The 21014-nt window shown below is 70.9% G+C and carries 19 protein-coding genes; 6 read left to right on the forward strand and 13 right to left on the reverse strand.

Features of this window, described 5'->3' with window-relative positions; all coding sequences use genetic code 11:
* Positions 1-610: 610 nt before the first annotated feature.
* The gene (trpS, locus tag ABZ928_RS08630) at positions 611-1636 is read left to right on the forward strand and encodes a tryptophan--tRNA ligase (RefSeq protein ID WP_361516182.1); all 1026 of its coding nucleotides are present in this window, start codon (positions 611-613) and stop codon (positions 1634-1636) included.
* Between the two features lie 56 nt (positions 1637-1692).
* On the opposite strand, the gene proC is transcribed toward trpS, so the two are convergent.
* The 3 genes from proC to ABZ928_RS08645 all read right to left on the reverse strand — a co-directional run bounded on the left by proC (position 1693) and on the right by ABZ928_RS08645 (position 4320).
* Positions 1693-2502: a pyrroline-5-carboxylate reductase gene (proC, locus tag ABZ928_RS08635; RefSeq protein WP_361516184.1), complete on the reverse strand. Its 810-nt coding sequence runs from the start codon at positions 2500-2502 to the stop codon at positions 1693-1695.
* Between the two features lie 106 nt (positions 2503-2608).
* Positions 2609-3415: an ABC transporter permease gene (locus tag ABZ928_RS08640; protein ID WP_361516185.1), complete on the reverse strand. Its 807-nt coding sequence runs from the start codon at positions 3413-3415 to the stop codon at positions 2609-2611.
* Entirely contained in the window at positions 3412-4320 is a 909-nt protein-coding gene (locus ABZ928_RS08645) for an ABC transporter ATP-binding protein (protein WP_361516187.1), read from the reverse strand. The genes ABZ928_RS08640 and ABZ928_RS08645 overlap by 4 nt, the downstream gene beginning before the upstream one ends.
* A gap of 264 nt (positions 4321-4584) precedes the next feature.
* Here ABZ928_RS08645 and ABZ928_RS08650 point away from each other — a divergent pair, with 264 nt between their 5' ends.
* Positions 4585-6021, forward strand: coding sequence for a SulP family inorganic anion transporter (locus ABZ928_RS08650; protein ID WP_361516189.1), 1437 nt, complete (start codon positions 4585-4587; stop codon positions 6019-6021).
* On the opposite strand, the gene ABZ928_RS08655 is transcribed toward ABZ928_RS08650, so the two are convergent.
* The 5 genes from ABZ928_RS08655 to ABZ928_RS08675 all read right to left on the reverse strand — a co-directional run bounded on the left by ABZ928_RS08655 (position 5982) and on the right by ABZ928_RS08675 (position 8534).
* On the reverse strand, positions 5982-6764 hold the full coding sequence (locus tag ABZ928_RS08655) for a class I SAM-dependent methyltransferase (RefSeq protein ID WP_361516191.1): 783 nt from the start codon (positions 6762-6764) through the stop codon (positions 5982-5984). The two genes, ABZ928_RS08650 and ABZ928_RS08655, sit on opposite strands and share 40 nt — an antisense overlap.
* A 133-nt stretch (positions 6765-6897) precedes the next feature.
* Positions 6898-7404, reverse strand: coding sequence for an EamA/RhaT family transporter (locus ABZ928_RS08660; protein ID WP_361516193.1), 507 nt, complete (start codon positions 7402-7404; stop codon positions 6898-6900).
* 43 nt (positions 7405-7447) lie between these two features.
* The gene (locus ABZ928_RS08665; protein WP_361516195.1) at positions 7448-7780 is read right to left on the reverse strand and encodes a hypothetical protein; all 333 of its coding nucleotides are present in this window, start codon (positions 7778-7780) and stop codon (positions 7448-7450) included.
* A 65-nt stretch (positions 7781-7845) separates the two neighbouring features.
* Positions 7846-8127, reverse strand: a complete 282-nt coding sequence (locus tag ABZ928_RS08670) for an SH3 domain-containing protein (RefSeq protein WP_361517591.1) — start codon at positions 8125-8127, stop codon at positions 7846-7848.
* 89 nt (positions 8128-8216) lie between these two features.
* On the reverse strand, positions 8217-8534 hold the full coding sequence (locus tag ABZ928_RS08675; protein ID WP_361516197.1) for an SH3 domain-containing protein: 318 nt from the start codon (positions 8532-8534) through the stop codon (positions 8217-8219).
* Between the two features lie 183 nt (positions 8535-8717).
* On the opposite strand from ABZ928_RS08675, the gene ABZ928_RS08680 reads away from it, so the two are divergent.
* Positions 8718-10811 carry a serine/threonine-protein kinase gene (locus ABZ928_RS08680; protein ID WP_361516199.1) on the forward strand — a complete coding sequence of 698 codons (2094 nt, stop codon included), beginning with the start codon at positions 8718-8720 and terminating at the stop codon, positions 10809-10811.
* 90 nt (positions 10812-10901) lie between these two features.
* Here ABZ928_RS08680 and ilvD read toward each other — a convergent pair whose 3' ends face one another.
* The 4 genes from ilvD to ABZ928_RS08700 form a co-directional block, all read right to left on the reverse strand.
* Positions 10902-12755 carry a dihydroxy-acid dehydratase gene (ilvD, locus tag ABZ928_RS08685; protein ID WP_361516201.1) on the reverse strand — a complete coding sequence of 618 codons (1854 nt, stop codon included), beginning with the start codon at positions 12753-12755 and terminating at the stop codon, positions 10902-10904.
* 167 nt (positions 12756-12922) lie between these two features.
* On the reverse strand, positions 12923-13531 hold the full coding sequence (locus tag ABZ928_RS08690) for a TetR family transcriptional regulator (protein WP_361516203.1): 609 nt from the start codon (positions 13529-13531) through the stop codon (positions 12923-12925).
* A complete protein-coding gene (locus ABZ928_RS08695; protein WP_361516205.1) occupies positions 13528-14355 on the reverse strand; it encodes a sugar phosphate isomerase/epimerase in 828 nt (275 codons plus the stop codon). Before ABZ928_RS08695 ends, ABZ928_RS08690 begins: the two co-directional genes overlap by 4 nt.
* A gap of 149 nt (positions 14356-14504) precedes the next feature.
* Positions 14505-15437: a Ppx/GppA phosphatase family protein gene (locus tag ABZ928_RS08700; protein ID WP_361516207.1), complete on the reverse strand. Its 933-nt coding sequence runs from the start codon at positions 15435-15437 to the stop codon at positions 14505-14507.
* 123 nt (positions 15438-15560) lie between these two features.
* Here ABZ928_RS08700 and ABZ928_RS08705 point away from each other — a divergent pair, with 123 nt between their 5' ends.
* Positions 15561-16403 carry a hypothetical protein gene (locus ABZ928_RS08705; RefSeq protein WP_361516209.1) on the forward strand — a complete coding sequence of 281 codons (843 nt, stop codon included), beginning with the start codon at positions 15561-15563 and terminating at the stop codon, positions 16401-16403.
* A gap of 15 nt (positions 16404-16418) precedes the next feature.
* On the opposite strand, the gene ABZ928_RS08710 is transcribed toward ABZ928_RS08705, so the two are convergent.
* Positions 16419-18104, reverse strand: coding sequence for a hypothetical protein (locus ABZ928_RS08710; protein WP_361516210.1), 1686 nt, complete (start codon positions 18102-18104; stop codon positions 16419-16421).
* Between the two features lie 219 nt (positions 18105-18323).
* Between ABZ928_RS08710 and radA the strand changes: the two genes are divergently transcribed.
* Together radA and disA are read left to right on the forward strand one after the other, a co-directional pair.
* On the forward strand, positions 18324-19733 hold the full coding sequence (gene radA / locus ABZ928_RS08715; RefSeq protein WP_361516212.1) for a DNA repair protein RadA: 1410 nt from the start codon (positions 18324-18326) through the stop codon (positions 19731-19733).
* 81 nt (positions 19734-19814) lie between these two features.
* Entirely contained in the window at positions 19815-20939 is a 1125-nt protein-coding gene (gene disA, locus ABZ928_RS08720) for a DNA integrity scanning diadenylate cyclase DisA (RefSeq protein ID WP_289924041.1), read from the forward strand.
* Positions 20940-21014: the final 75 nt, after the last annotated feature.

Genomic DNA, 21014 nt, shown 5'->3' on the forward strand with positions numbered 1-21014 from the left:
TTCGGTCTTGCGTTTCCGACTCTATCAGACCGTTTCCGGTTCCGATTTCCTCGGTGCTTTCCAGGTTCTCGCTTTCGCGTTTCCCTTTCCGGCGGTTCCGACTCTATCAGATCCTTTCGGGCCTGACTCCCAGTCAGAGGGGCTTGTCCTCGCGGCTGTTGGGCCGTTCCGACGAGTGAGACTTTAGCGGACTCCGTGGCCCCGCGCTAATCGGGGCTGCGTTCTTTCGAACGCGGATTCCTCATTTCGCAAATACGCATGCCAATTAAACGACGGCAGCCGGATCGACGGCAGTCGACTAGTGGTTGGTACTTGCGGAATGGCTGTCCGGGGACCGACCGGAGTCGGCGCTCACGTCGGACAACTCGGAGAACACTACGTACCGGGGCGGGGAGTGTCAACTCACGTCCGGAGGGGACCCCGGAGGCGTACCCTGGTCCGCATGACGACGCGTACGTACACCCAGCTGTGGTGGGCCGCCTGACGGCGGCCTGAGCTACGTACGCACTCAACGGCCGCCGCTTCGGCGGCCGTTTTCGTATCTCCCTCCGGAGCTCCTGAGGGTCGGGCCGCCGGGACGGCGGTCTCGACCAGGAGACGGAGAGAAGAGATGACGCGGGTCTTCAGTGGGGTCAAGCCGACCGGGCATCTGACGCTGGGGAACTACCTGGGGGCCATGCGGCGGTGGGTCGCCGTCGATCAGCACCGGGCGGACGCGCTGTTCTGTGTGGTCGATCTGCACGCGCTGACCGTGGACCACGATCCAGCGCGCGTGCGGCGGCTCAGTCGGCAGGCTGCGACCTTGCTGCTGGCGGCGGGGCTGGATCCGGAGCTGTGCACCGTGTTCGTGCAGAGTCATGTGGATGAGCACGCGCGACTGTCGTACGTGCTGGAGTGCGTGGCCACGGACGGCGAGATGCGGCGGATGATCCAGTACAAGGAGAAGGCCGCGCGGGAGCGGGAGCGTGGGGGGAGTGTGCGGCTGGCCTTGCTGACGTATCCCGTGCTCATGGCGGCCGACATCCTCGCGTACGGGGCCGATGAGGTGCCGGTGGGGGATGACCAGACGCAGCATGTGGAGCTGACGCGAGATCTCGCGGTGCGGTTCAACCAGCGGTACGGGCATACGTTCGTGGTACCTCGGGCCACGCCTCCGGCGGTGGGGGCGCGGGTGATGAATCTGCAGGAGCCGCTCTCGAAGATGGGGAAGAGCGATGACACCGGTCCGGGGATCGTCTATTTGCTCGATGAGCCGGATGTGGTGCGGAAGAAGGTCATGCGGGCCGTGACCGACAGCGGGCGGGAGGTCGTGTACGACCGGGAGGCTCGGCCGGGTCTCGCCAATCTGCTGGAGATCCTCGCGGCGTGCACGGGTGGGAACCCAGAAGCGCTGAGCGGTGTATATGAGTCGTACGGCGCTTTGAAGAAGGACACCGCAGAGGCCGTGGTCGAGGTCCTCAGGCCCGTACAGGAGAGGCACAAGGAGTTGTGCGCGGATCCTGGCTATGTGGAGGGGGTGCTGCGGGATGGTGCGGAGAAGGCTCGGGCGATGGCCCGGCCAACCGTCGATGCGGCGTATCGGGCGATCGGGTTGCTGCCGGCGGCTGCCGCTGCCGATATCGGCGTGAGCGTTTAGGGAGTGGGCGGGGCCGCCCCTCCCTTGGGTTCCCTGGGGTGGGGCGGCCGGCTCGGTCAGCTGTTGCCGGAGGCCAGTTCGCGGCTGCGGTCGCGGGCGGCTTCGAGGGCGGCGATGAGGGCGGCTCGTACGCCGTGGTTCTCGAGTTCGCGGATGGCGTTGATCGTGGTGCCCGCGGGGGACGTGACGTTCTCGCGGAGCTTGACCGGGTGCTCGCCGCTGTCGCGGAGCATCGTGGCGGCGCCGATCGCGGACTGGACGATGAGGTCGTGAGCCTTGTCCCGGGGCAGGCCGAGCAGGATGCCGGCGTCCGTCATGGCTTCGACCAGGTAGAAGAAGTACGCCGGTCCTGAGCCGGAGAGGGCGGTGCAGGCGTCCTGCTGGGACTCGGGGACGCGGAGCGTCTTGCCGACGGCGCCGAAGATCTCCTCGGTGTGGGCGAGGTGGTCGGCGGTGGCGTGGGTGCCGGCGGAGATGACGGACATGGCCTCGTCGACGAGGGCCGGGGTGTTCGTCATGACGCGGACGACCGGGGTGCCCGCGGCGAGGCGCTCCTCGAAGAAGGATGTGGGGATGCCTGCCGCGCCGCTGACGACCAGGCGGTCGGCGGGGACGTGGGGGGCGAGCTCGTCGAGGAGGGTGCCCATGTCCTGCGGCTTGACCGTGAGGATCAGGGTGTCGGCGCTCTTGGCGGCCTCGGCGTTGGTGACGGGCGTGACTCCGTAGCGGGCGCGGAGTTCTTCGGCCCGCTCCGGGCGGCGGGCGGTGACGAGGAGGTCGGCGGGGGCCCAGCCGCCTCGGATCATTCCGCTGAGCAGAGCTTCGCCGATCTTGCCGGTACCGAGGAACGCGACTTTCTGGGTCATGGCTGCGGGTGCCCTCCGGGGGTTGCGTCGTCCGGGGTTCATCCTCGCACCGGGCGTGGGGGTGTGGCTCGGTTGTCCGGTGGGCGGGACGTGGGCACCCGGGCGGCTACTGGGTCCTGCGTCGGAGGGTCGCGGCCCCGAGTCCGAGGACCAGCAGGGCGCAGCCGGCCACGATCAGGGCGTCGCGGACGAAGGCGGCGGTCATGTCGGTGTGCTTGAGGACTTCGTTCATGCCGTCGACGGCGTAGGACATCGGGAGGACGTTGGAGATGGCCTCCAGGACGGGGTGCATGTTGTCGCGCGGGGTGAAGAGGCCGCAGAGGAGGAGCTGGGGGAAGATCACGGCCGGCATGAACTGGACGGCCTGGAACTCGGAGGCGGCGAAGGCCGAGACGAAGAGACCGAGGGCGGTGCCGAGGAGGGCGTCCAGGAGGGCCACCAGCAGCAGGAGCCATGGGCTGCCGGTGACGTCGAGGCCCAGGAACCAGACCGCCAGACCTGTGGCGAGGGCGGACTGGATGATCGCGAGGGTGCCGAAGGCGAGGGCGTAGCCGGCGATGAGGTCGCCTTTGCCTAGGGGCATGGCGAGGAGGCGTTCGAGGGTGCCGGAGGTGCGTTCGCGCAGGGTGGCGATGGAGGTGACCAGGAACATCGTGATCAGCGGGAAGATCCCGAGGAGGGAGGCGCCGATGCTGTCGAAGGTGCGCGGGCTGCCGTCGAAGACGTAGCGGAGCAGGAACAGCATCACGCAGGGGATCAGGATCATCATCGCGATGGTGCGGGGGTCGTGGCGGAGCTGGCGCAGGACCCGGGCGGCGGTGGCGGTGGTGCGGGAGACGCTGAGGGCGCTGGTCGGGGTCGGGGTCGGCGTTGGGGCGACGGTGGGGGTGGGGGTAGTGGTCGGCGTGCTCATCGCGTCGTCTCCTTCGTCTCTGCCTTCGTCGCTGGCTTCTCCTCTGCCGGGCCCTCTTCGTGGTCCTCTTCCCTTTCCTTCGTCTCGCCCTTCTCCCCCTGGCGTCCGGCCGCGACAGCCTCGTCGACGAGGTGCAGGAAGGCGGCTTCGACGGTGTCCGCGCCGGTGCGGGTGCGCAGGGCGTCAGGGGTGTCGTCAGCGAGGATCTCGCCCTTGCGCATGAGGAAGAGGCGGTGGCAGCGCTCGGCCTCGTCCATGACGTGGGAGGAGATGAGGAGGGTCGCTCCGCGTCGGGCGGCGATGTCGTGGAAGAGGTGCCAGAGGTCGCGGCGGAGGACGGGGTCGAGGCCGACGGTGGGTTCGTCGAGAACGAGCAGTTCGGGGGTGCCGAGGAGGGCCACGGCCAGGGAGACGCGGCTGCGCTGGCCGCCGGAGAGGTTGCCGGCGAGGGAGTCGGCGTGGCTGGTGAGGTCGACGTCGTCGATGACCCGGGTGACGTCGGTGTGGCGGCGGTCGGCCGCCTGGCGGCCCGGGGCGAGGATCGCGGCGAAGTAGGCGAGGTTCTGGCGGACGGTCAGGTCGTCGTAGACGGAGGGGGCTTGGGTGACGTAGCCGATGCGGGTGCGCAGGGTGGGGTGGCCGGCGGGGTGGCCGAGGACGTCGAGGGTGCCGGTGACCTTGGCCTGGGTGCCGACGATGGAGCGCATGAGGGTGGATTTGCCGCAGCCGGAGGGGCCGAGCAGGCCGGTGATCTGGCCGCGCGGGACGGTGAAGTCGAGGCCGCGCAGGACGGTCCGGGGGCCTCGGACGACGGTGAGGCCTTCGGCGCGTACGGCGATGTGGCCTTCCGCCTGGCCAGCGCGGGCGGCGGGGGTGTCGGGGGGGCCCGGAGAGTAATTCATCATGTGATGAATAATGCTCTCGCTCGCGGGGGTCGTCAAGCGGGGTGCGTACGGCGGGTTCGATGGCGCAGGCGCGCGATGGAGTGATCGGAGGTGGATGATCCGGTTCGCGCGCCTCCGGAGCCCTCCATGGACCGGCGGAACGGGCTGCGCGATCAACTCCCGTTCCTGACAATGGGTTTCAGTGCCGCGTACTCCCCCGACGCGGCGCGCCCACGCATCTCCATGACCGTCGTGTTGTCGCTGATCGTCGGAGGTGCTGTTGTCATGCGCAGTGGTGTACGCAAGGCCGATCTGTTCGCTTCCCTCGTCGTGTTCCTCGTCGCCCTGCCACTGTGCGTGGGCGTCGCCATGGCCTCCGGTGTGCCCGCCGAACTGGGGTTGCTGACCGGCATCGTCGGCGGGCTGGTCGCCGGGGCGCTGCCCGGCAGCAGCCTCCAGGTGAGCGGGCCGGCGGCGGGGCTGACCGTGCTGGTCTACGAGGCCGTGCACCGGTACGGCGTCGGGGCGCTCGGCGTGCTGGTGTTCGGGGCCGGGCTGGTGCAGCTCGGGCTCGGGGTGCTGCGGCTGGGGCGGTGGTTCCGGGCGGTGTCGGTGGCCGTCGTGCACGGGATGCTCGCGGGGATCGGGCTCGTCCTGGTCGCCGGTCAGGTCTATGCGCTGGGCGACGCGACCGCGCCCGGCGGTGGGCTGGGGAAGCTGGCGGGGCTGGTGTCGTTGCCCTCGCTGCTGGATCCGGTGGCGTTGTCAGTGGGGGGTGCCACTATGGCCGTACTGCTGCTGTGGCCGCGATGGAAGCGCGGGGCTCGCCTGGTGCCCGCGCCGCTGGTCGCGGTCGGCCTCGCGGCGGCGGTGACCGGGGTGTTCGGCCTGGAGGTGCGGCGGGTCGAGGTGCGGGGCCTGCTGGATGCCGTACGGCTGCCGGAGGCGGCGGATCTCGGGCGGCTCACGGAAGTGGGCGTGGTGGGGACGGTCGTCGCCTTCGCGTTGATCGCGTCCGCCGAGTCCTTGTTCAGCGCGGCGGCGGTGGACCGGCTGCACGACGGGCGGCGCACCGACTACGACCGTGAGCTGATCGCGCAGGGCGCGGGAAACGCGGTGTGCGGGGTGCTCGGTGCCTTGCCGATGACAGCGGTGATCGTGCGGAGCGCGGCGAATGTGCAGGCGGGGGCGCGGACCAAGGCGTCCCGGGTGCTGCACGGGGTGTGGCTGCTGCTGTTCACGGCCGTCGTGCCGGGGGTGCTCGGGTTCATTCCGGTGGCGGCGCTGGCCGCACTGCTGGTGCATGCCGGGTGCAAGCTCGTGCCGGTGCGGGAGGTGCGGGTGCTGTGGCGGGGCCACCGTGGGGAGGTGGTCGTGCTGGTGGTGACGGCGGTGGCGATCGTCGCCGGGAATCTCTTCGAGGGGGTGCTGTTGGGCCTGGCCCTGGCGGTGGCGAAGACCGCGTGGGACGCCAGCCATGTGCATGTGGAGACCGAGGACGAGGGCGAGGCGGGGATCGTCGTACGGGTGCTGGGGCATGCGACGTTCCTGCGGCTGCCGAAGCTGCTGGACGAGTTGGAGGCACTGCCGCGGGACCGGGAGGTGCGGCTGGAGCTGGGCGGGCTGCGGCATGTGGACCATGCGTGCGCGGCGGCCCTGGACGGGTGGGCCGCCGCGCGCGGTCAGGCGTCGTTGATGGCGACGAGCAGTTCGACGTCGTAGGTCTCCTCGACGACTCCGTCTGGGAACACCTCCAGCAGGTGCCGGCGCTCGGCGGTGAGGAAGGCCGTGGCGCGTTCCTCACCGGCGACGAGGAAGATCGAGTGGCTGCCGATGTTGGCGAGGTGGGTGTCGAGGGGGACGCGACGGCTCCAGCGGACCAGGCGCTTGGCGAAGCCCAGGCCGCCGGCCGGACCGGCGAGGGCGGCGCGGGCGCCGGCGCCGTTGAGCTCCACGGCCGGGACGGCGCCGATGTCGGCGAAGCTCTCGGCGATGCGCTGCGCCTGGGCGGCGATCCACGGCACATCGAGGGGATAGATGTTCCACCACAGTGCCAGCGCACCGCCCGGCCGGAGCACGCGGAGTGCCTCCGGGACCGCGAGGGCGGGGTCGGTCCAGTGCCAGGCCTGGGCGTAGGTGAGGAAGTCGGCGGAGGCGGTGGCCAGGGGAAGGACGTTGCCGTTGCCGCGGACGATCGGGATGTCGGGATGGCTGCGGCGGAACTCGGCGGCCATGCCGTCACCGGGCTCGACCGCGACCACCTCGGCTCCCCGGGCGTGCAGGAGCGCGGTCGCTATGCCGGTACCGGCGCCGATGTCCGCGACGCGGGCGCCGGTGAGGGGGCGGCCGGCGAGGTCCTCGATCGTGTCGAAGAGGGCGGACGGATAGGAGGGGCGGTTCGCCGCGTACTGGGCTGCGGCCGCGTTGAAGGAGTGGGCGCGGGCGGTGTGCGAGGGAGCCGTCATAGGGCCATGGTGGCCGAGGTGGGTGCAGGGTGCAGTGAGTTTTGGGTGAGAGGGGGAGAGCGGGAGAGCGTCGGGGCGGTTGGCGCGGAGGTGCGGCCTCAGAGGTGCCGCGGGTCAGTCCGAGGTCCCCGCGTCACGAACGGCGGCGCTTCTTCGACGGGTTGCCGGTGCGGCGGGTGCTGCGCTTCTCGTACTGCCGCAGTGCGGTCTCGTACTCCTCGCGGTGGAGTTTCTCGCCCGGGGCCTCGGTGAGGGAGCGGAAGAAGTAGGCGAGGAGAGAGCCGACGAAGCCGATGGCCAGGAGGCCGCGGAGGGAGGCCTGGCGGTCGGGGTCGGGGCGCTTGGTGAAGCCGTCCCAGGTGTGGCGGAAGGCGAGGGCGCTGCAGATCGCGAACATCACGACCATGAGGAGGGTGACGAAGCCGCCGATGTCCGCGATCTGGAGGCCCTGGTAGGCGAAGCGGAGGATCAGGCAGGAGGCGACGGCGGCGGCGAGGGAGCCGGCGGCGGCCCCGATACGGCGGCCGGTGTAGCCGTTGTCGTGGTCGACCCAGGTCGTGCCGAAAAAGCGGATGGGTTCCGGGCGGGGGCCGGGTGCGGAGCCCGCGGGGGTTGCCTGGGTGCCGTTTTCGTCGCTCACGCGTCGATTATGGCTCCGGGGCGGGCGCGGGCTCCGCGGGGGCTCAGCAGTGCTTGGCGACGTAGCCGTCGCTGCCCGTCTTCACGTAGGTGTCGGAGACGTAGACGTTGTCGGCGGTCTTGTCCCAGATGTTCGACGTGCCGAGCGGGCCGGTGATGGTCTCGCCGGGCGTCTGGCAGACGATCGAGATGACCTCGCCCGGCTTGTAGGTCTTGATGATCTGGTAGCTGGTTCCCGGGCCGCTACGGGCGTTCACGTTCGAGGTGCCGACGATCGGGTAGCCCGCGGCGGCGGCCTCGGAGGCGGTGCCGAGGACGGTGAGGAAGGCCGCGGCGGTGCTGGTGAGGAGGAGGGAGCGGCGCTTCAGGAGTTTCATGGGGGGTTCCTTTGGGTCTTGCCGGGACTTCGAGACGGACGAGATGGACGTCCGCCAGGTGGGGGTCAGGCGCAGCGTGGCGCGATGTAGCCGTCGCTGCCGGTGTTCACGTACGCGTCCGAGACGTACTGACCGTCGTCGATGTTGTCCCAGATGTTCGACGTGCCGTAGGGACCCGTCACCGTCGTACCCGGCGTCTGGCAGAAGATCGGCACCTTCGCGCCCTCGGCCAGCACGCGTTCGATGGTGTAGTTCGTGCCCGGGCCGCTGCGGACGTTGAGCCGGTAGCCGGGCGCCACGTCGTAGTAGCGCAGGCTCGCCGATTCCGCCACGGGCGCCATCGTCATGAGGAAGGCGCCCGTGGCGGCGGCGAGCAGGACGGATCTGCGTGTCCGGGAGGTCACTGAGGGGTCCCCTGGAAGTAGTGGGCTGGAGATCAGGAGCAGCGGTCGGCGACGTAGCCGTCGCTGCCGGTGAGTACATAGGCGTCGGAGACGTACTGCCCGTTGCTGATGTTGTCCCAGATGTTCGAGGTGCCGTACGGGCCGCTCACCGTGGTACCCGGCGTCTGGCAGTAGATCGGCACCTTGGAACCCTCGGCCAGCACGCGGACGATGCTGTAGCTCGTGCCCGGGCCGTTGCGGACGTTGAGACGGACGCCCGGCGCGATCGAGTAGTAGCGAACCGTCGCGGCGGCTGCCAGCGTCTCGGTCTCCTCGACGCTTCCTGACTCTTCGACGCGGTCAACAGACATGGAAAGCCTCCCCCCGTTGGTCCCCATGACTGCCATGGGGTCCCGTTGATTCCCCTGAATCACGCCATGAAACACATGTACGCAACTCGCGCACGGAGACTAGCAAGCCGCCTCTGTCTCGTACGAGTCATCGACTAGGCTCCGTGCGTCGCGCGCGCGAACGAACAGCACGGGGGTGGTTCCATGGCGCCACAGCACGACACCGGAGCGGGCGCGGAAGCGGAACTTCCCGAGTACGCCGGTCACTACAAGCTGGAGTCCCGCCTGGGATCGGGCGGGATGGGCGTCGTGCATCGTGCGCAGAGCGCCTCCGGGATGACGCTGGCGGTGAAGGTCGTACACGCCGAGTTCGCCAAGGACCCTGAGTTCAGGGGGCGGTTCCGGCAGGAGGTCGCCGCGGCTCGGCGGGTGAGCGGTGCCTTCACCGCGCCTGTCGTGGATGCCGATCCGGAGGCCGAACGGCCTTGGATGGCGACGCTGTTCATTCCCGGGCCGACCCTCGCCGACGAGGTGAAGCGGAACGGGCCCATGGCGACCGGTCAGTTGCGGCGTCTCATGGCCGGGCTCGCGGAGGCGTTGCGGGACATTCACCGGGTCGGGGTCGTGCATCGGGACCTGAAGCCGAGCAACGTACTGCTGGCCGAGGACGGGCCGAAGGTCATCGACTTCGGCATTTCCCGGCCAAAGGACAGTGAACTGCGTACCGAGACCGGGAAGTTGATCGGTACGCCGCCGTTCATGGCGCCGGAGCAGTTCCGGCGGCCGCGGGAGGTGGGGCCGGCCGCGGACATCTTCGCGCTGGGGTCCGTTTTGGTGCACGCGGCCACGGGGCGTGGGCCGTTCGACTCGGACAGTCCGTATGTCGTGGCCTACCAGGTCGTTCATGACGAGCCGGACCTGACCGGCGTACCGGAGAATCTCGCTCCGCTCATCGGGCGGTGCCTGGCCAAGGAACCCGAGGACCGGCCCACGCCGGACGAGTTGATGCGGGAGCTGCGGTCCGTCGCGGCCTCGTACGACACGCAGGCGTTCATACCGACGCAGCGCACGGGCGATCCGCCTAAGCCCGCTCCGAAGGCCACGGACCCGGTACGTCGGCCCAGGCGGCGCCTGCGCACGATCGCGCTGCTCGTCGCCGGAGCGCTGGTGCTGGTCGCCGGTGGCATCGTCGCCTCCGTCCAACTGCTCGGCGAGGGGCGTTCCCCGTCGAAGGAGACCGCGCCGCAGCCCGAGGTGACCGCGTTCCGCCCCTGGGCGGCGAAGCCGGTTTCCGGGAGCAAGGGTGCGTCGCGGTGCTCGTACGGGGCGAAGGAGCTGCTCTGCTCCCAGTCTGGGCTGGTCTTCGCCCTCGATCCGTCCGACGGGAGCTTGCTGTGGCGGCACTCCGTCGCCCCGTCGAGCGTGAGCAGACCGCCCGTCCTCACCGGCGGCCTCGTTCAGCCGCTCGTGGACGAAGGCCGACGCCTGGAGGCGCTCGACCCCGCCTCGGGCGAGACGCGTTGGCAGCGGACCATGCCCGAACACAACTCCCTGCAGACCGCTGGGGAAACGCTGCTGGTCACCCGCCTCGACGGCACGGTCACCGGCTTGGACGCCACGACGGGCGATACGAAGTGGACCCGTCGGATACCGGGTCAGCCGTCGCCGTTCTTCTTCTCGTTCGCCGGGGATCCGCTGGCGTACGCGACGGCTCTCTCCGGCGACGCGTCGACCACGCGGGTCACCGCGGTGGACCCGGCCACCGGCGCCGTGCGCTGGGACGCGCGGCTCCACGGGAACCTGACGCCCATCGGCGTTCACGACGGCTCCGTCTTCTTCCGCTCCATCAATGAGGTCTACGGCGACACGGACGCGGTGGTCCGCTACTCGCCGGCGTCCGAGTCGTCGCGCCGGGTGGCACTCCCCGTGGCGCGCCCGGACGCCCAGGCCACGGTGCGGGGGAACGTCGTCTACGTGCTGGCGGCGAGCGGATCCCTGGATGCCGTGGACACGCAGTCACGCAAGCGGATCTGGCATCTCGAGACATCCGTCAGCCGCGGTTCGGTGCCGGTCGCGGACAGCCGTCATGTGTACTTCACGGCGGCCGACGGGCGACTGCTCGCCGTCGACGCCGGCGAGGGGCGGCTCGTCGGACAGACGCCGGCCCGCCTGGGTTCGTCCTCGGGCACGGTCGCCGGCTTACTGCCGGAACCCGTCCTCACCCCCTCCCACATCTACGCCACCGCCCCCGACGGCACCGTCTTCGCCGTGCCCGCGAGCGACCCCGCGACCTGGTGACACGACACGACAGGGGCCGCCCCCGAGGAGGCGGCCCCTGTCGGACCTAGAACTTGACCTGGAACCGGACCCAGAACCCGGCGATAGACCTCAGCCCAGCTTGGACACGTCCCGCACCGCGCCCTTGTCCGCGCTGGTCGCCATGGCGGCGTAGGCGCGCAGCGCGGCGGAGACCTTGCGCTCGCGGTTCTTCGGGGCGTAGACCCCGCCCAGTGCGGCCTCCCGGCGGGCCAGTTCCGCGTCGTCGACGAGGAGTTCGATGGTGCGGCCGGGGATGTCGATGCGGATGCGGTCGCCGTCCTCGACGAGGGCGATGGTGCCGCCGGCCGCCGCCTCCGGGGAGGCGTGGCCGATGGAGAGGCCGGACGTGCCGCCGGAGAAGCGGCCGTCGGTGATCAGGGCGCAAGCCTTTCCGAGGCCGCGGCCCTTCAGGTACGACGTGGGGTAGAGCATCTCCTGCATGCCGGGGCCGCCCTTGGGGCCCTCGTAGCGGATGACCACGACGTCGCCCTCCTTGACCTCCTTGAGGAGGATCTTCTGGACGGCTTCCTCCTGGGACTCGCAGACCACCGCCGGGCCCTCGAACCGCCAGATGGACTCGTCGACGCCCGCCGTCTTCACGACACAGCCGTCGACGGCGAGGTTGCCCTTGAGGACCGCGAGGCCGCCGTCCTTGGAGTACGCGTGCTCGGCGGAGCGGATGCAGCCGCCCTCGGCGTCCTCGTCGAGCGTGTCCCAGCGCTCGGACTGGGAGAAGGCCTCGGCGGAGCGGACGCAGCCGGGGGCCGCGTGCCACAGGTCCACCGCTTCCGGGGACGGGGAGCCGCCGCGCACGTCCCACGTCTTCAGCCAGTCCGCGAGGGACGGGCTGTGGACCGAGTGGACGTCCTCGTTCAGGAGGCCCGCGCGGTGGAGTTCTCCCAGCAGAGCCGGGATGCCGCCTGCCCTGTGCACGTCCTCCATGTAGTACGTGCGGTTCTTCGCGACGTTCGGCGCGACCTTCGCGAGGCACGGCACCCGGCGCGAGACCGCGTCGATCTCGTCGAGGCCGAAGGGGACCTCCGCCTCCTGGGCCGCCGCCAGCAGGTGCAGGATCGTGTTGGTCGAGCCGCCCATGGCGATGTCGAGGGCCATGGCGTTCTCGAAAGCCGCGAAGGAGGCGATCGAGCGCGGCAGGACCGTCTCGTCGTCCTGCTCGTAGTAGCGGCGGGTGATGTCCATGACCGTGCGGGCCGCGTCCTCGTACAGGCGGCGGCGGGCCGTGTGCGTGGCCAGGGTCGAGCCGTTGCCGGGGAGGGAGAGGCCGATGGCCTCGGTCAGGCAGTTCATCGAGTTGGCGGTGAACATGCCCGAACAGCTGCCGCAGGTCGGACAGGCGTTCTCCTCGATACGGAGCATGTCCTCGTCGGAGATCTTCTCGTTCACCGCGTCGGACATCGCGTCGACCAGGTCGAGCGTACGGACCGTGCCGTCGACCAGGGTCGCGCGGCCGGACTCCATCGGGCCGCCGGAGACGAAGACGGTCGGGATGTTCAGGCGCAGGGCCGCGTTCAGCATGCCCGGCGTGATCTTGTCGCAGTTGGAGATGCAGATCAGGGCGTCGGCGCAGTGGGCCTCGACCATGTACTCCACCGAGTCCGCGATCAGGTCGCGGGAGGGAAGGGAGTACAGCATTCCGCCGTGTCCCATCGCGATGCCGTCGTCGACCGCGATGGTGTTGAACTCGCGCGGGATGCCGCCGGCCTCGACGATCGCCTCGCTGACGATCCGGCCGACCGGCTGGAGGTGGGTGTGGCCCGGGACGAACTCCGTGAAGGAGTTCGCGACGGCGATGATCGGCTTGCGGCCGATGTCCGCGCCCGGTACACCGGAGGCGCGCATAAGGGCGCGTGCGCCCGCCATGTTGCGGCCGTGGGTGACTGTGCGGGACCTCAGCTCGGGCATCGTCGCTCGCTCCTTCAGACAGTTGTGGCTGCTATCGAGCGTACGCCGGTCATCCAGAGGGCGGACAGAGTGTCCGGAATACGGGACACCTGTCTCACCTCGGAAGCCGCCGACAGTCCGCTCACGGCCCCGCTCGCAGTCCGCTCACGACCCCGTTCGGAGGGCCCTCACGGCCCCGTCAGATGCCCCTGCACCACCGGCGCCACCCGCGCGATGATCTGCTCCACGTCCGCCGACGCGAGCGGCTCGATCCGGATGACGTACCGCATCATCGCCACCCCCACCAGCTGCGCCGCCGCCAGCTCGGCCCGCAGCTCCGCGTCCGGGACGTCCAGCTCGCCCGCGATCCGGCGCAGCAGCTGCGCGGAGACGAGCCGGCGGAAGACGGTGGCCGCGGCCTCGTTGTTCACCGCCGACCGGACGATCGCGAGGAGCGGCTTACGGGTCACCGGGTTCTCCCAGAGCCCGAAGATGACCCTGGTCATGCGCTCGCCGACGTCGTCCAGCGGCCCTTCGAGGACCGCGTCCCGCACCTTCACCGCCGGTGAGAAGGCGACCTCGACGGCCGCCTCGAAGACCTGCTCCTTGGTGCCGAAGTAGTGGTGGACCAGGGCCGAGTCCACGCCCGCCGCCTTCGCGATACCGCGCACCGACGTCTTCTCGTACCCCCGCTCGGAGAACTCCTCGCGGGCGGCGTTCAGGATGCGGTCCCGGGTGTCGGCCGATTCCGTACGAGGGGGGCGGCCCCGTTTCCGGGCGATGGCGCCGTCGGTCACGGCAGCCTCGGCACCTTCACCGCGGACGCGAGGTGCAGCCGCGTGAACGCCAGCGCCTCCGCCAGGTCGGCCTCACGTTCGGCGCTGGACATGGCACGCCGGGTGTTGACCTCGATGACGACATGGCCGTCGAAGCCGGTCAGGGCGAGACGTTCCAGCAGCTCGGCGCAGGGCTGGGAGCCGCGGCCCGGGACGAGGTGCTCGTCCTTCGCGGAGCCCTTGCCGTCGGCGAGGTGGACATGGCCGAGGCGGTCCCCCATGCGGTCGACCATCTGCATCGCGTCGGAGCGGGCCGTCGCGGAGTGGCTGAGGTCGATCGTGAAGTGCCGGTAGTCCTCTTTCGTCACGTCCCAGTCGGGGGCGTACGCCAGCATCTCCCGGTCGCGGTAGCGCCAGGGGTACATGTTCTCCACGGCGAACCGGACGTCCGTCTCGTCCGCCATCCGCCAGATGCCGCTCACGAAGTCACGGGCGTACTGGCGCTGCCAGCGGAACGGCGGGTGTACGACGACCGTGGACGCGCCCAGCTTCTCGGCGGCCGCCTGGGCGCGCTGGAGCTTGACCCAGGGGTCGGTGGACCAGACGCGCTGCGTGATGAGCAGGCAGGGGGCGTGCACGGCGAGGATCGGGATCCGGTGGTAGTCGGAGAGGCGGCGCAGGGCTTCTATGTCCTGGCTCACCGGGTCCGTCCACACCATGACCTCTACGCCGTCGTAGCCGAGGCGCGCGGCGATCTCGAAGGCCGTCGCCGTGGACTCCGGGTAGACGGAGGCCGTGGAGAGGGCGACCTTCGCATCCGGGATCCGTACGACTGGTTCTGCCACGGGGGTCAGCCTAAAGGGTTCGGTCGGGTGGGTGCGGGGTGCCTATTCGCCGTTGTGGTGCTTGCCATAGGCGGGTGCGGGGGCGTTTGTGGTTGCTCGCGCCCACGCGGCGGAGCCGCACATCGATACAGCCCCGCGCCCCTGGGTAGCTACACCGAGCCCATGTGGTCAAGTCGACGCAGGATTACGCCCTCCCTGAGCGCCCACGGGCAGATCTCCAGGTTCTCCACGCCGAACAGGTCCATCGCGCCCTCCGCCACCAGCGCCCCCGCCAGCAGCTGCCCCGCCCGCCCCTCCGAGACGCCCGGCAGCTCCGACCTCTGTGCCGTCGTCATCCCGGTCAGCTGCGGTACCCACGCCTCCAGGGACTCCCGCTTCAGCTCGCGCTGGACGTAGAGGCCCTCGGTGGAGCGGGCGGCGCCTGCGAGGCGGGCCAGCTGCTTGAAGGTCTTGGAGGTGGCGACGACGTGGTCGGGGGCGCCGAAGCGGCTGAACTCACCGACGGTGCGGGCGATCTGGGCGCGGACATGGCGGCGCAGCGCCCTTATGTCCTCGGGGTCCGGGGGGTCGCCGGGGAGCCAGCCCGCGGTCAGGCGACCGGCGCCGAGCGGGAGGGAGACGGCCGCGTCGGGCTCCTCGTCGATGCCGTAGGCGATCTCCAGGGAGCCGCCGCCGATGTCCAGGACCAGCAGTTTCCCCGCCGACCAGCCGAACCAGCGGCGGGCGGCGAGGAAGGTGAGACGGGCCTCCTCGGCGCCGGTGAGGACCTGGAGCTCCACGCCGGTCTCGGCCTGCACGCGCGCGAGGACGTCGTCGGCGTTGCTGGCCTCGCGGACGGCGGAGGTGGCGAACGGGAGGAGGTCCTCGACGCCCTTGTCCTCGGCGGCCTGGAGGGCCTCCTTGACGACTCCGATGAGTTTCTCGATCCCCTCGGGGCCGATCGCGCCGCCCTCGTCGAGGAGTTGGGCAAGGCGCAGTTCCACCTTGTGCGAGTGCGCGGGCAGCGGGCGCGCGCCAGGGTGTGCATCCACCACCAGCAGATGCACCGTGTTCGATCCCACGTCGAGGACACCGAGTCTCATGTACGGAACGCTACTGCCACCTGCGCGATCCAGGTGGGGCGGGGCGTAAGCCCCTCCTTGAGGGGTGGTGGTCGGGCGACGGGCGGGCCCTCGGAGCCTTGCCAAGCCACTTACCCTGGACGCGTGCCAAAGACGAAAAAGGCGAAGACCGACAAATCTTCCAGCGGTTCCTCGTCACCGAAGAAGTCGAAGAAAGCCCTGGCAGCGGACGAGAAGGGGCTCGACTTCGCGCGCGCGTGGGTGGAGTTCCCTGATCCGGCGGACGACGAGCAGGTCTTCCGGTGCGATCTGACATGGCTGACCTCTCGCTGGAACTGCATCTTCGGCAGCGGCTGCCAGGGCATCCAGGCGGGCCGCGCGGACGACGGGTGCTGCACGCTGGGCGCGCACTTCTCCGACGAGGACGACGAGAAGCGGGTGGCCGGTCATGTGGCCAGGCTCACTCCGGAGATCTGGCAGTTCCACGACGAGGGCACCGAGCACGGCTGGATCTCGGAGGACGAGGACGGCGACCGCCAGACCCGCCCCTACAAGGGCTCGTGCATCTTCCAGAACCGTCCCGGCTTCGCCGGGGGCGCGGGCTGCTCGCTGCACATCCTGGCGCTCAAGGAGGGCCGCGAGCCGCTGGAGACCAAGCCGGACGTCTGCTGGCAGCTGCCGGTGCGCCGGACGTACGAGTGGATCGACCGGCCCGACGACACGCGCGTGCTCCAGGTGTCGATCGGCGAGTACGACCGCCGTGGCTGGGGTCCGGGCGGCCATGACCTGCACTGGTGGTGCACGTCGGCGACCTCGGCGCACGGCGCGGGCGACCCGGTGTACGTCTCCTACCGGCCCGAGCTGACCGAGCTGATGGGCAAGGCGGGCTACGACCGGCTGGCCGAGCTGTGCGAGGAGCGGCTGGCCTCGCAGCTGCCGCTGCTGGCTCCGCATCCGGCCGACCCGGTCGACCAGGACAGGCCCTAAGGCGCTCGGCACGGCTTACGACGTCGACGGGCTCGGGTCGCCGCTGTCGCTCGGCGGTGGTGTCGAGCTCGGCGGGTCGGACGGGGTGGCGTCCGTCGGCGTCGGGTCCGGGTCGGACGTCGAGGGCGGCGGATCGCTGGGGGTCGGGTCCGTGGGGGCCGAGGTCGTGGGGGTCGGGTCCGGGTCCGGTGTGGACGGAGGCGGATCGACGGGGGTGCCGGGGTCGGTCGGGGTGGGTGCGGTGCCGTAGCCCTCGATGGAGACGACGGCGCCGGCGGGTGAGACGGCCACACGCGCGCTCCAGTAGCCGGAGGGCTCGCGCAGATGGTCGACGTACACCTTGATCGTCAACGTTTCGCCGGGGGCCAGGGTTCCCGAGGACTGGCTGAGATAGAGCCAGGCCGCTCCGGTGGTCGCCGACCAGCGCACCGGGGTGTCGCCGGTGGCGGTGAGGGTGATGAGCGTGGTGTCGCCGTCGCTGCCGGCCGCGACCTCCAGGTGCCCGGCGCTCTTCTGGCCGGCGCCGGTGACGCTGATGACCTTCACCGAGACATCGGGCTTGCCGCCCTTGGTGAAGCGGTCGGCGGGCCGGGGGCTGGCGTTGCCCGCGTTCTCGTAGCCGCCGCTCGCGGCCTCGCCGTCGAGGCTGTCGGGGCCGCGCGCCTCGCTGGCGCTGGCCGAGCGGCCGTCGGCGCCCTCGGCGGCGGGGGCGCCCCGGTAGGCGGCCCAGAGGGCGAGCACGGGAGCCGCGACGACGGTGGCGACGACGGTCGTGGTGACGGCACGCGCGCGGAGACGGTCGCGGCGGGCCGCGCGGTCCTTGGGGTCCATCGGGAAGCCACGGCGGTCGAAGCGCGGCGCGGCCGCCCGGGAGAAGTGCGCCATGGCGATGTGCAGCGCCGCGCGCGGGGCCTCCAGGACGGGCAGCTCGGAGGGGGTGATCATGGCGCCGGGCCAGCGGCCCGCGACCGCGCGTTCGGCGGTACGGCGGCAGCGCGGGCAGTCGTCCACGTGCCGTACGAGCTCGCGCCGCACGGCCGTGCTGAGCACCAGCTGCTGGTCGCCGGTGAGGCGGGCGACGCCCGGGCAGGTGCCGGTCTCGACGACGGCGAGGGCCGCGCGCGTGCGCTCGACCTCGCAGGCCGCGGAGGCGAGCAGTTCGCGGGCGGCGGCCAGGTCCATGCCGAGCACGGCGGCGACCTCGTGGGCGGCCAGGTGGTGGCGCACGGCGAGTTCGAGCGCCTCGCGCTGCTCCGGGGTGGTGCCTGCCGCCTCCGGCCAGGCGAGCAGGGCGAGTTCGCGCCGGCGCTCCTCCTGGACGGCCTCGGAGACGGGCACGGCCGGCTGCTTGGCGCCGCTGTGCCGGCCCGCCGCGTGGGTGGCCTGACGTTTCTGCTTGGCCTCGGCCAGCTTGCGCAGACACGCCCAGCGGGCCAGCGCGTACAGCCAGGCGCGGCGGTCGCCGGCCGCCTCCGGGCCGCGGCGGCGCTCGGCGAGCGCGAGGACGTCGCCGAGCGCGGCGGTGGCGGCGTCGTGGTCGCACAGGACGGACAGGCAGTAGGTGAACAGGCCGTCCAGGTACGGCTCGTAGCGCGCCGGCGTGCGCTGCGCCAGCGTGCGCGCCGCACCGCGGTCGCGCGCCTCCCGTTGCGCCCGGTGCGCGCCGGTGGTGCGGGTCGAGGTCTCCGGACTGCTGCTCATCACCCGTGGACCGTAGGACGCACGCGATGGCCCCTTCTTCCCCCTTGAGCACTTTTACTCCGTACGGGTGAAACGATCCCTCATAAGGGGACAGGAACCCGGCATTCCGTGGCCGGTTCCCGACGTCGGTGGCCGGTTGACGCCGGGCGCGCGCGGCCGCCGAGGGGGATTGCGCGGCCGCCGACGGGCATTGTCAGTGTCGCCCGTTACGGTTCGTGCATGGCTGCCCGTACGAAGACCGCCAAGGACCGACCCGCCTTCCGCTGCACGGAGTGCGGCTGGCAGACGGCGAAGTGGCTCGGCCGCTGCCCCGAATGCCAGGCGTGGGGCACGGTCGAGGAGTACGGCGCGCCCGCGGTGCGTACGACGGCCCCGGGCCGCGTCACCACCTCCGCGCTGCCCATCGGCCAGGTCGACGGCCGCCAGGCCACCGCCCGCTCCACCGGCGTGCCCGAGCTGGACCGCGTCCTCGGCGGCGGCCTGGTCCCCGGCGCGGTCGTGCTGCTCGCGGGCGAACCGGGCGTCGGCAAGTCCACGCTCCTGCTCGACGTGGCCGCCAAGTCGGCGAGCGACGAGCACCGCACCCTGTATGTCACGGGCGAGGAGTCGGCCAGCCAGGTCCGGCTGCGCGCCGACCGCATCAAGGCCATCGACGACCACCTCTACCTCGCCGCCGAGACCGATCTGGCCGCAGTCCTGGGCCACTTGGACGCGGTGAAGCCGTCCCTCCTCATCCTGGACTCCGTGCAGACGGTGGCCTCCCCGGAGATCGACGGCGCCCCTGGCGGCATGGCCCAGGTGCGTGAGGTGGCGGGGGCGCTCATCCGGGCCTCCAAGGACCGCGGCATGTCCACCCTCCTGGTCGGCCATGTCACCAAGGACGGCGCCATCGCGGGCCCGCGCCTGCTGGAGCACCTGGTGGACGTGGTGCTCTCCTTCGAGGGCGACCGGCACGCGCGCCTGCGCCTGGTCCGAGGCGTCAAGAACCGCTACGGCGCGACGGACGAGGTCGGCTGCTTCGAACTGCACGACGAGGGCATTACGGGCCTCGCGGACCCGAGCGGACTTTTCCTGACCCGTCGTGACGAACCGGTCCCCGGCACCTGTCTGACGGTCACCCTGGAAGGCCGCCGCCCGCTGGTCGCCGAGGTCCAGGCCCTGACGGTCGACTCCCAGATCCCCTCACCGCGTCGCACCACCTCCGGTCTGGAGACCTCCCGGGTCTCGATGATGCTCGCCGTACTGGAGCAGCGGGGCAGGATCAGCGCACTCGGAAAGCGGGACATCTACTCCGCGACGGTCGGCGGAGTGAAGCTCTCGGAGCCCGCCGCGGATCTGGCCATCGCCCTCGCGCTGGCGTCCGCGGCGAGCGACACCCCGCTGCCCAAGAACCTCGTCGCGATCGGCGAAGTGGGCCTCGCGGGCGAGGTCAGACGGGTCACGGGCGTCCAGCGCAGACTGGCCGAGGCACACCGTCTGGGCTTCACCCACGCGCTCGTGCCGGGCGATCCCGGCAAGGTCCCTGCGGGGATGAAGGTCCTGGAAGTCGCCGACATAGGGGACGCTCTGAGGGTCCTTCCGAGGTCGCGTCGGCGAGAGGCCCCACGGGACGAGGAGGAGCGCCGGTAGACTTTGCCCTGGTCTCGCCCGTCCGTACGAACCGTATGTGCGAAACGGGAGCGCCCCAGAACCTGCGACCGGAGGAGTGCAGTGGCAGCCAACGACCGGGCAGCAGCTCCCGGAAAGTCCGGTGGGAGCTCCGGTGCCGATGGCCTGATGCGCGCCTCACTGAGCGCCGTGGCACCCGGCACGGCCCTGCGCGACGGCCTCGAACGGATTCTCCGCGGCAACACGGGCGGGCTCATCGTGCTCGGCTCGGACAAGACCGTCGAGGCGATGTGCACGGGCGGTTTCGTCCTGGACGTCGAGTTCACCGCCACGCGCCTGCGTGAGCTGTGCAAGCTCGACGGCGGCATCGTCGTCTCCTCGGACCTGTCGAAGATCCTGCGGGCCGGCGTCCAGCTGGTCCCCGACCCCACGATCCCGACGGAGGAGACGGGCACCCGCCACCGCACCGCGGACCGTGTCTCGAAGCAGGTCGGCTTCCCGGTGGTCTCCGTCTCCCAGTCCATGCGCCTGATCGCGCTGTACGTCGACGGCCAGCGCCGCGTCCTGGAGGACTCGGCGGCGATCCTGTCCCGCGCCAACCAGGCCCTCGCGACCCTGGAGCGCTACAAGCTCCGCCTCGACGAGGTCGCGGGAACGTTGTCAGCGCTGGAGATCGAGGACCTGGTGACGGTCCGGGACGTCTCCGCGGTGGCCCAGCGCCTGGAGATGGTCCGCCGCATCGCGACGGAGATCGCCGAATACGTGGTGGAGTTGGGCACGGACGGCCGCCTCCTGGCCCTCCAGCTCGACGAGTTGATCGCCGGCGTCGAGCCCGAACGCGAACTGGTGGTCCGCGACTACGTCCCCGAACCCACCGCCAAGCGCTCCCGCACCGTCGAGGAAGCCCTCTACGAACTCGACGCCCTCACCCACGCCGAACTCCTCGAACTCCCGACAGTGGCCCGCGCGTTGGGCTACACGGGCTCCCCGGAGGCCCTCGACTCGGCGGTCTCCCCCAGGGGCTTCCGCCTCCTGGCGAAGGTCCCGAGGCTCCCCGGCGCGATCATCGACCGCCTGGTGGAACACTTCGGCGGCCTACAAAAGCTGCTGGCGGCAAGCGTGGACGACTTGCAGACGGTGGACGGAGTGGGCGAGGCAAGGGCGAGGAGCGTACGAGAGGGCCTGTCCCGCCTGGCAGAGAGCTCAATCCTGGAACGGTACGTGTAAGCGCCCCGATAGGGGCGCGGGGCTGTATCGATTTGCGGCTCCGCCGCGCGGGCGCGACCAGCCACAACGAATCCG

Source organism: Streptomyces sp. NPDC046909 (assembly GCF_040644695.1).
GTDB lineage: Bacteria > Actinomycetota > Actinomycetes > Streptomycetales > Streptomycetaceae > Streptomyces.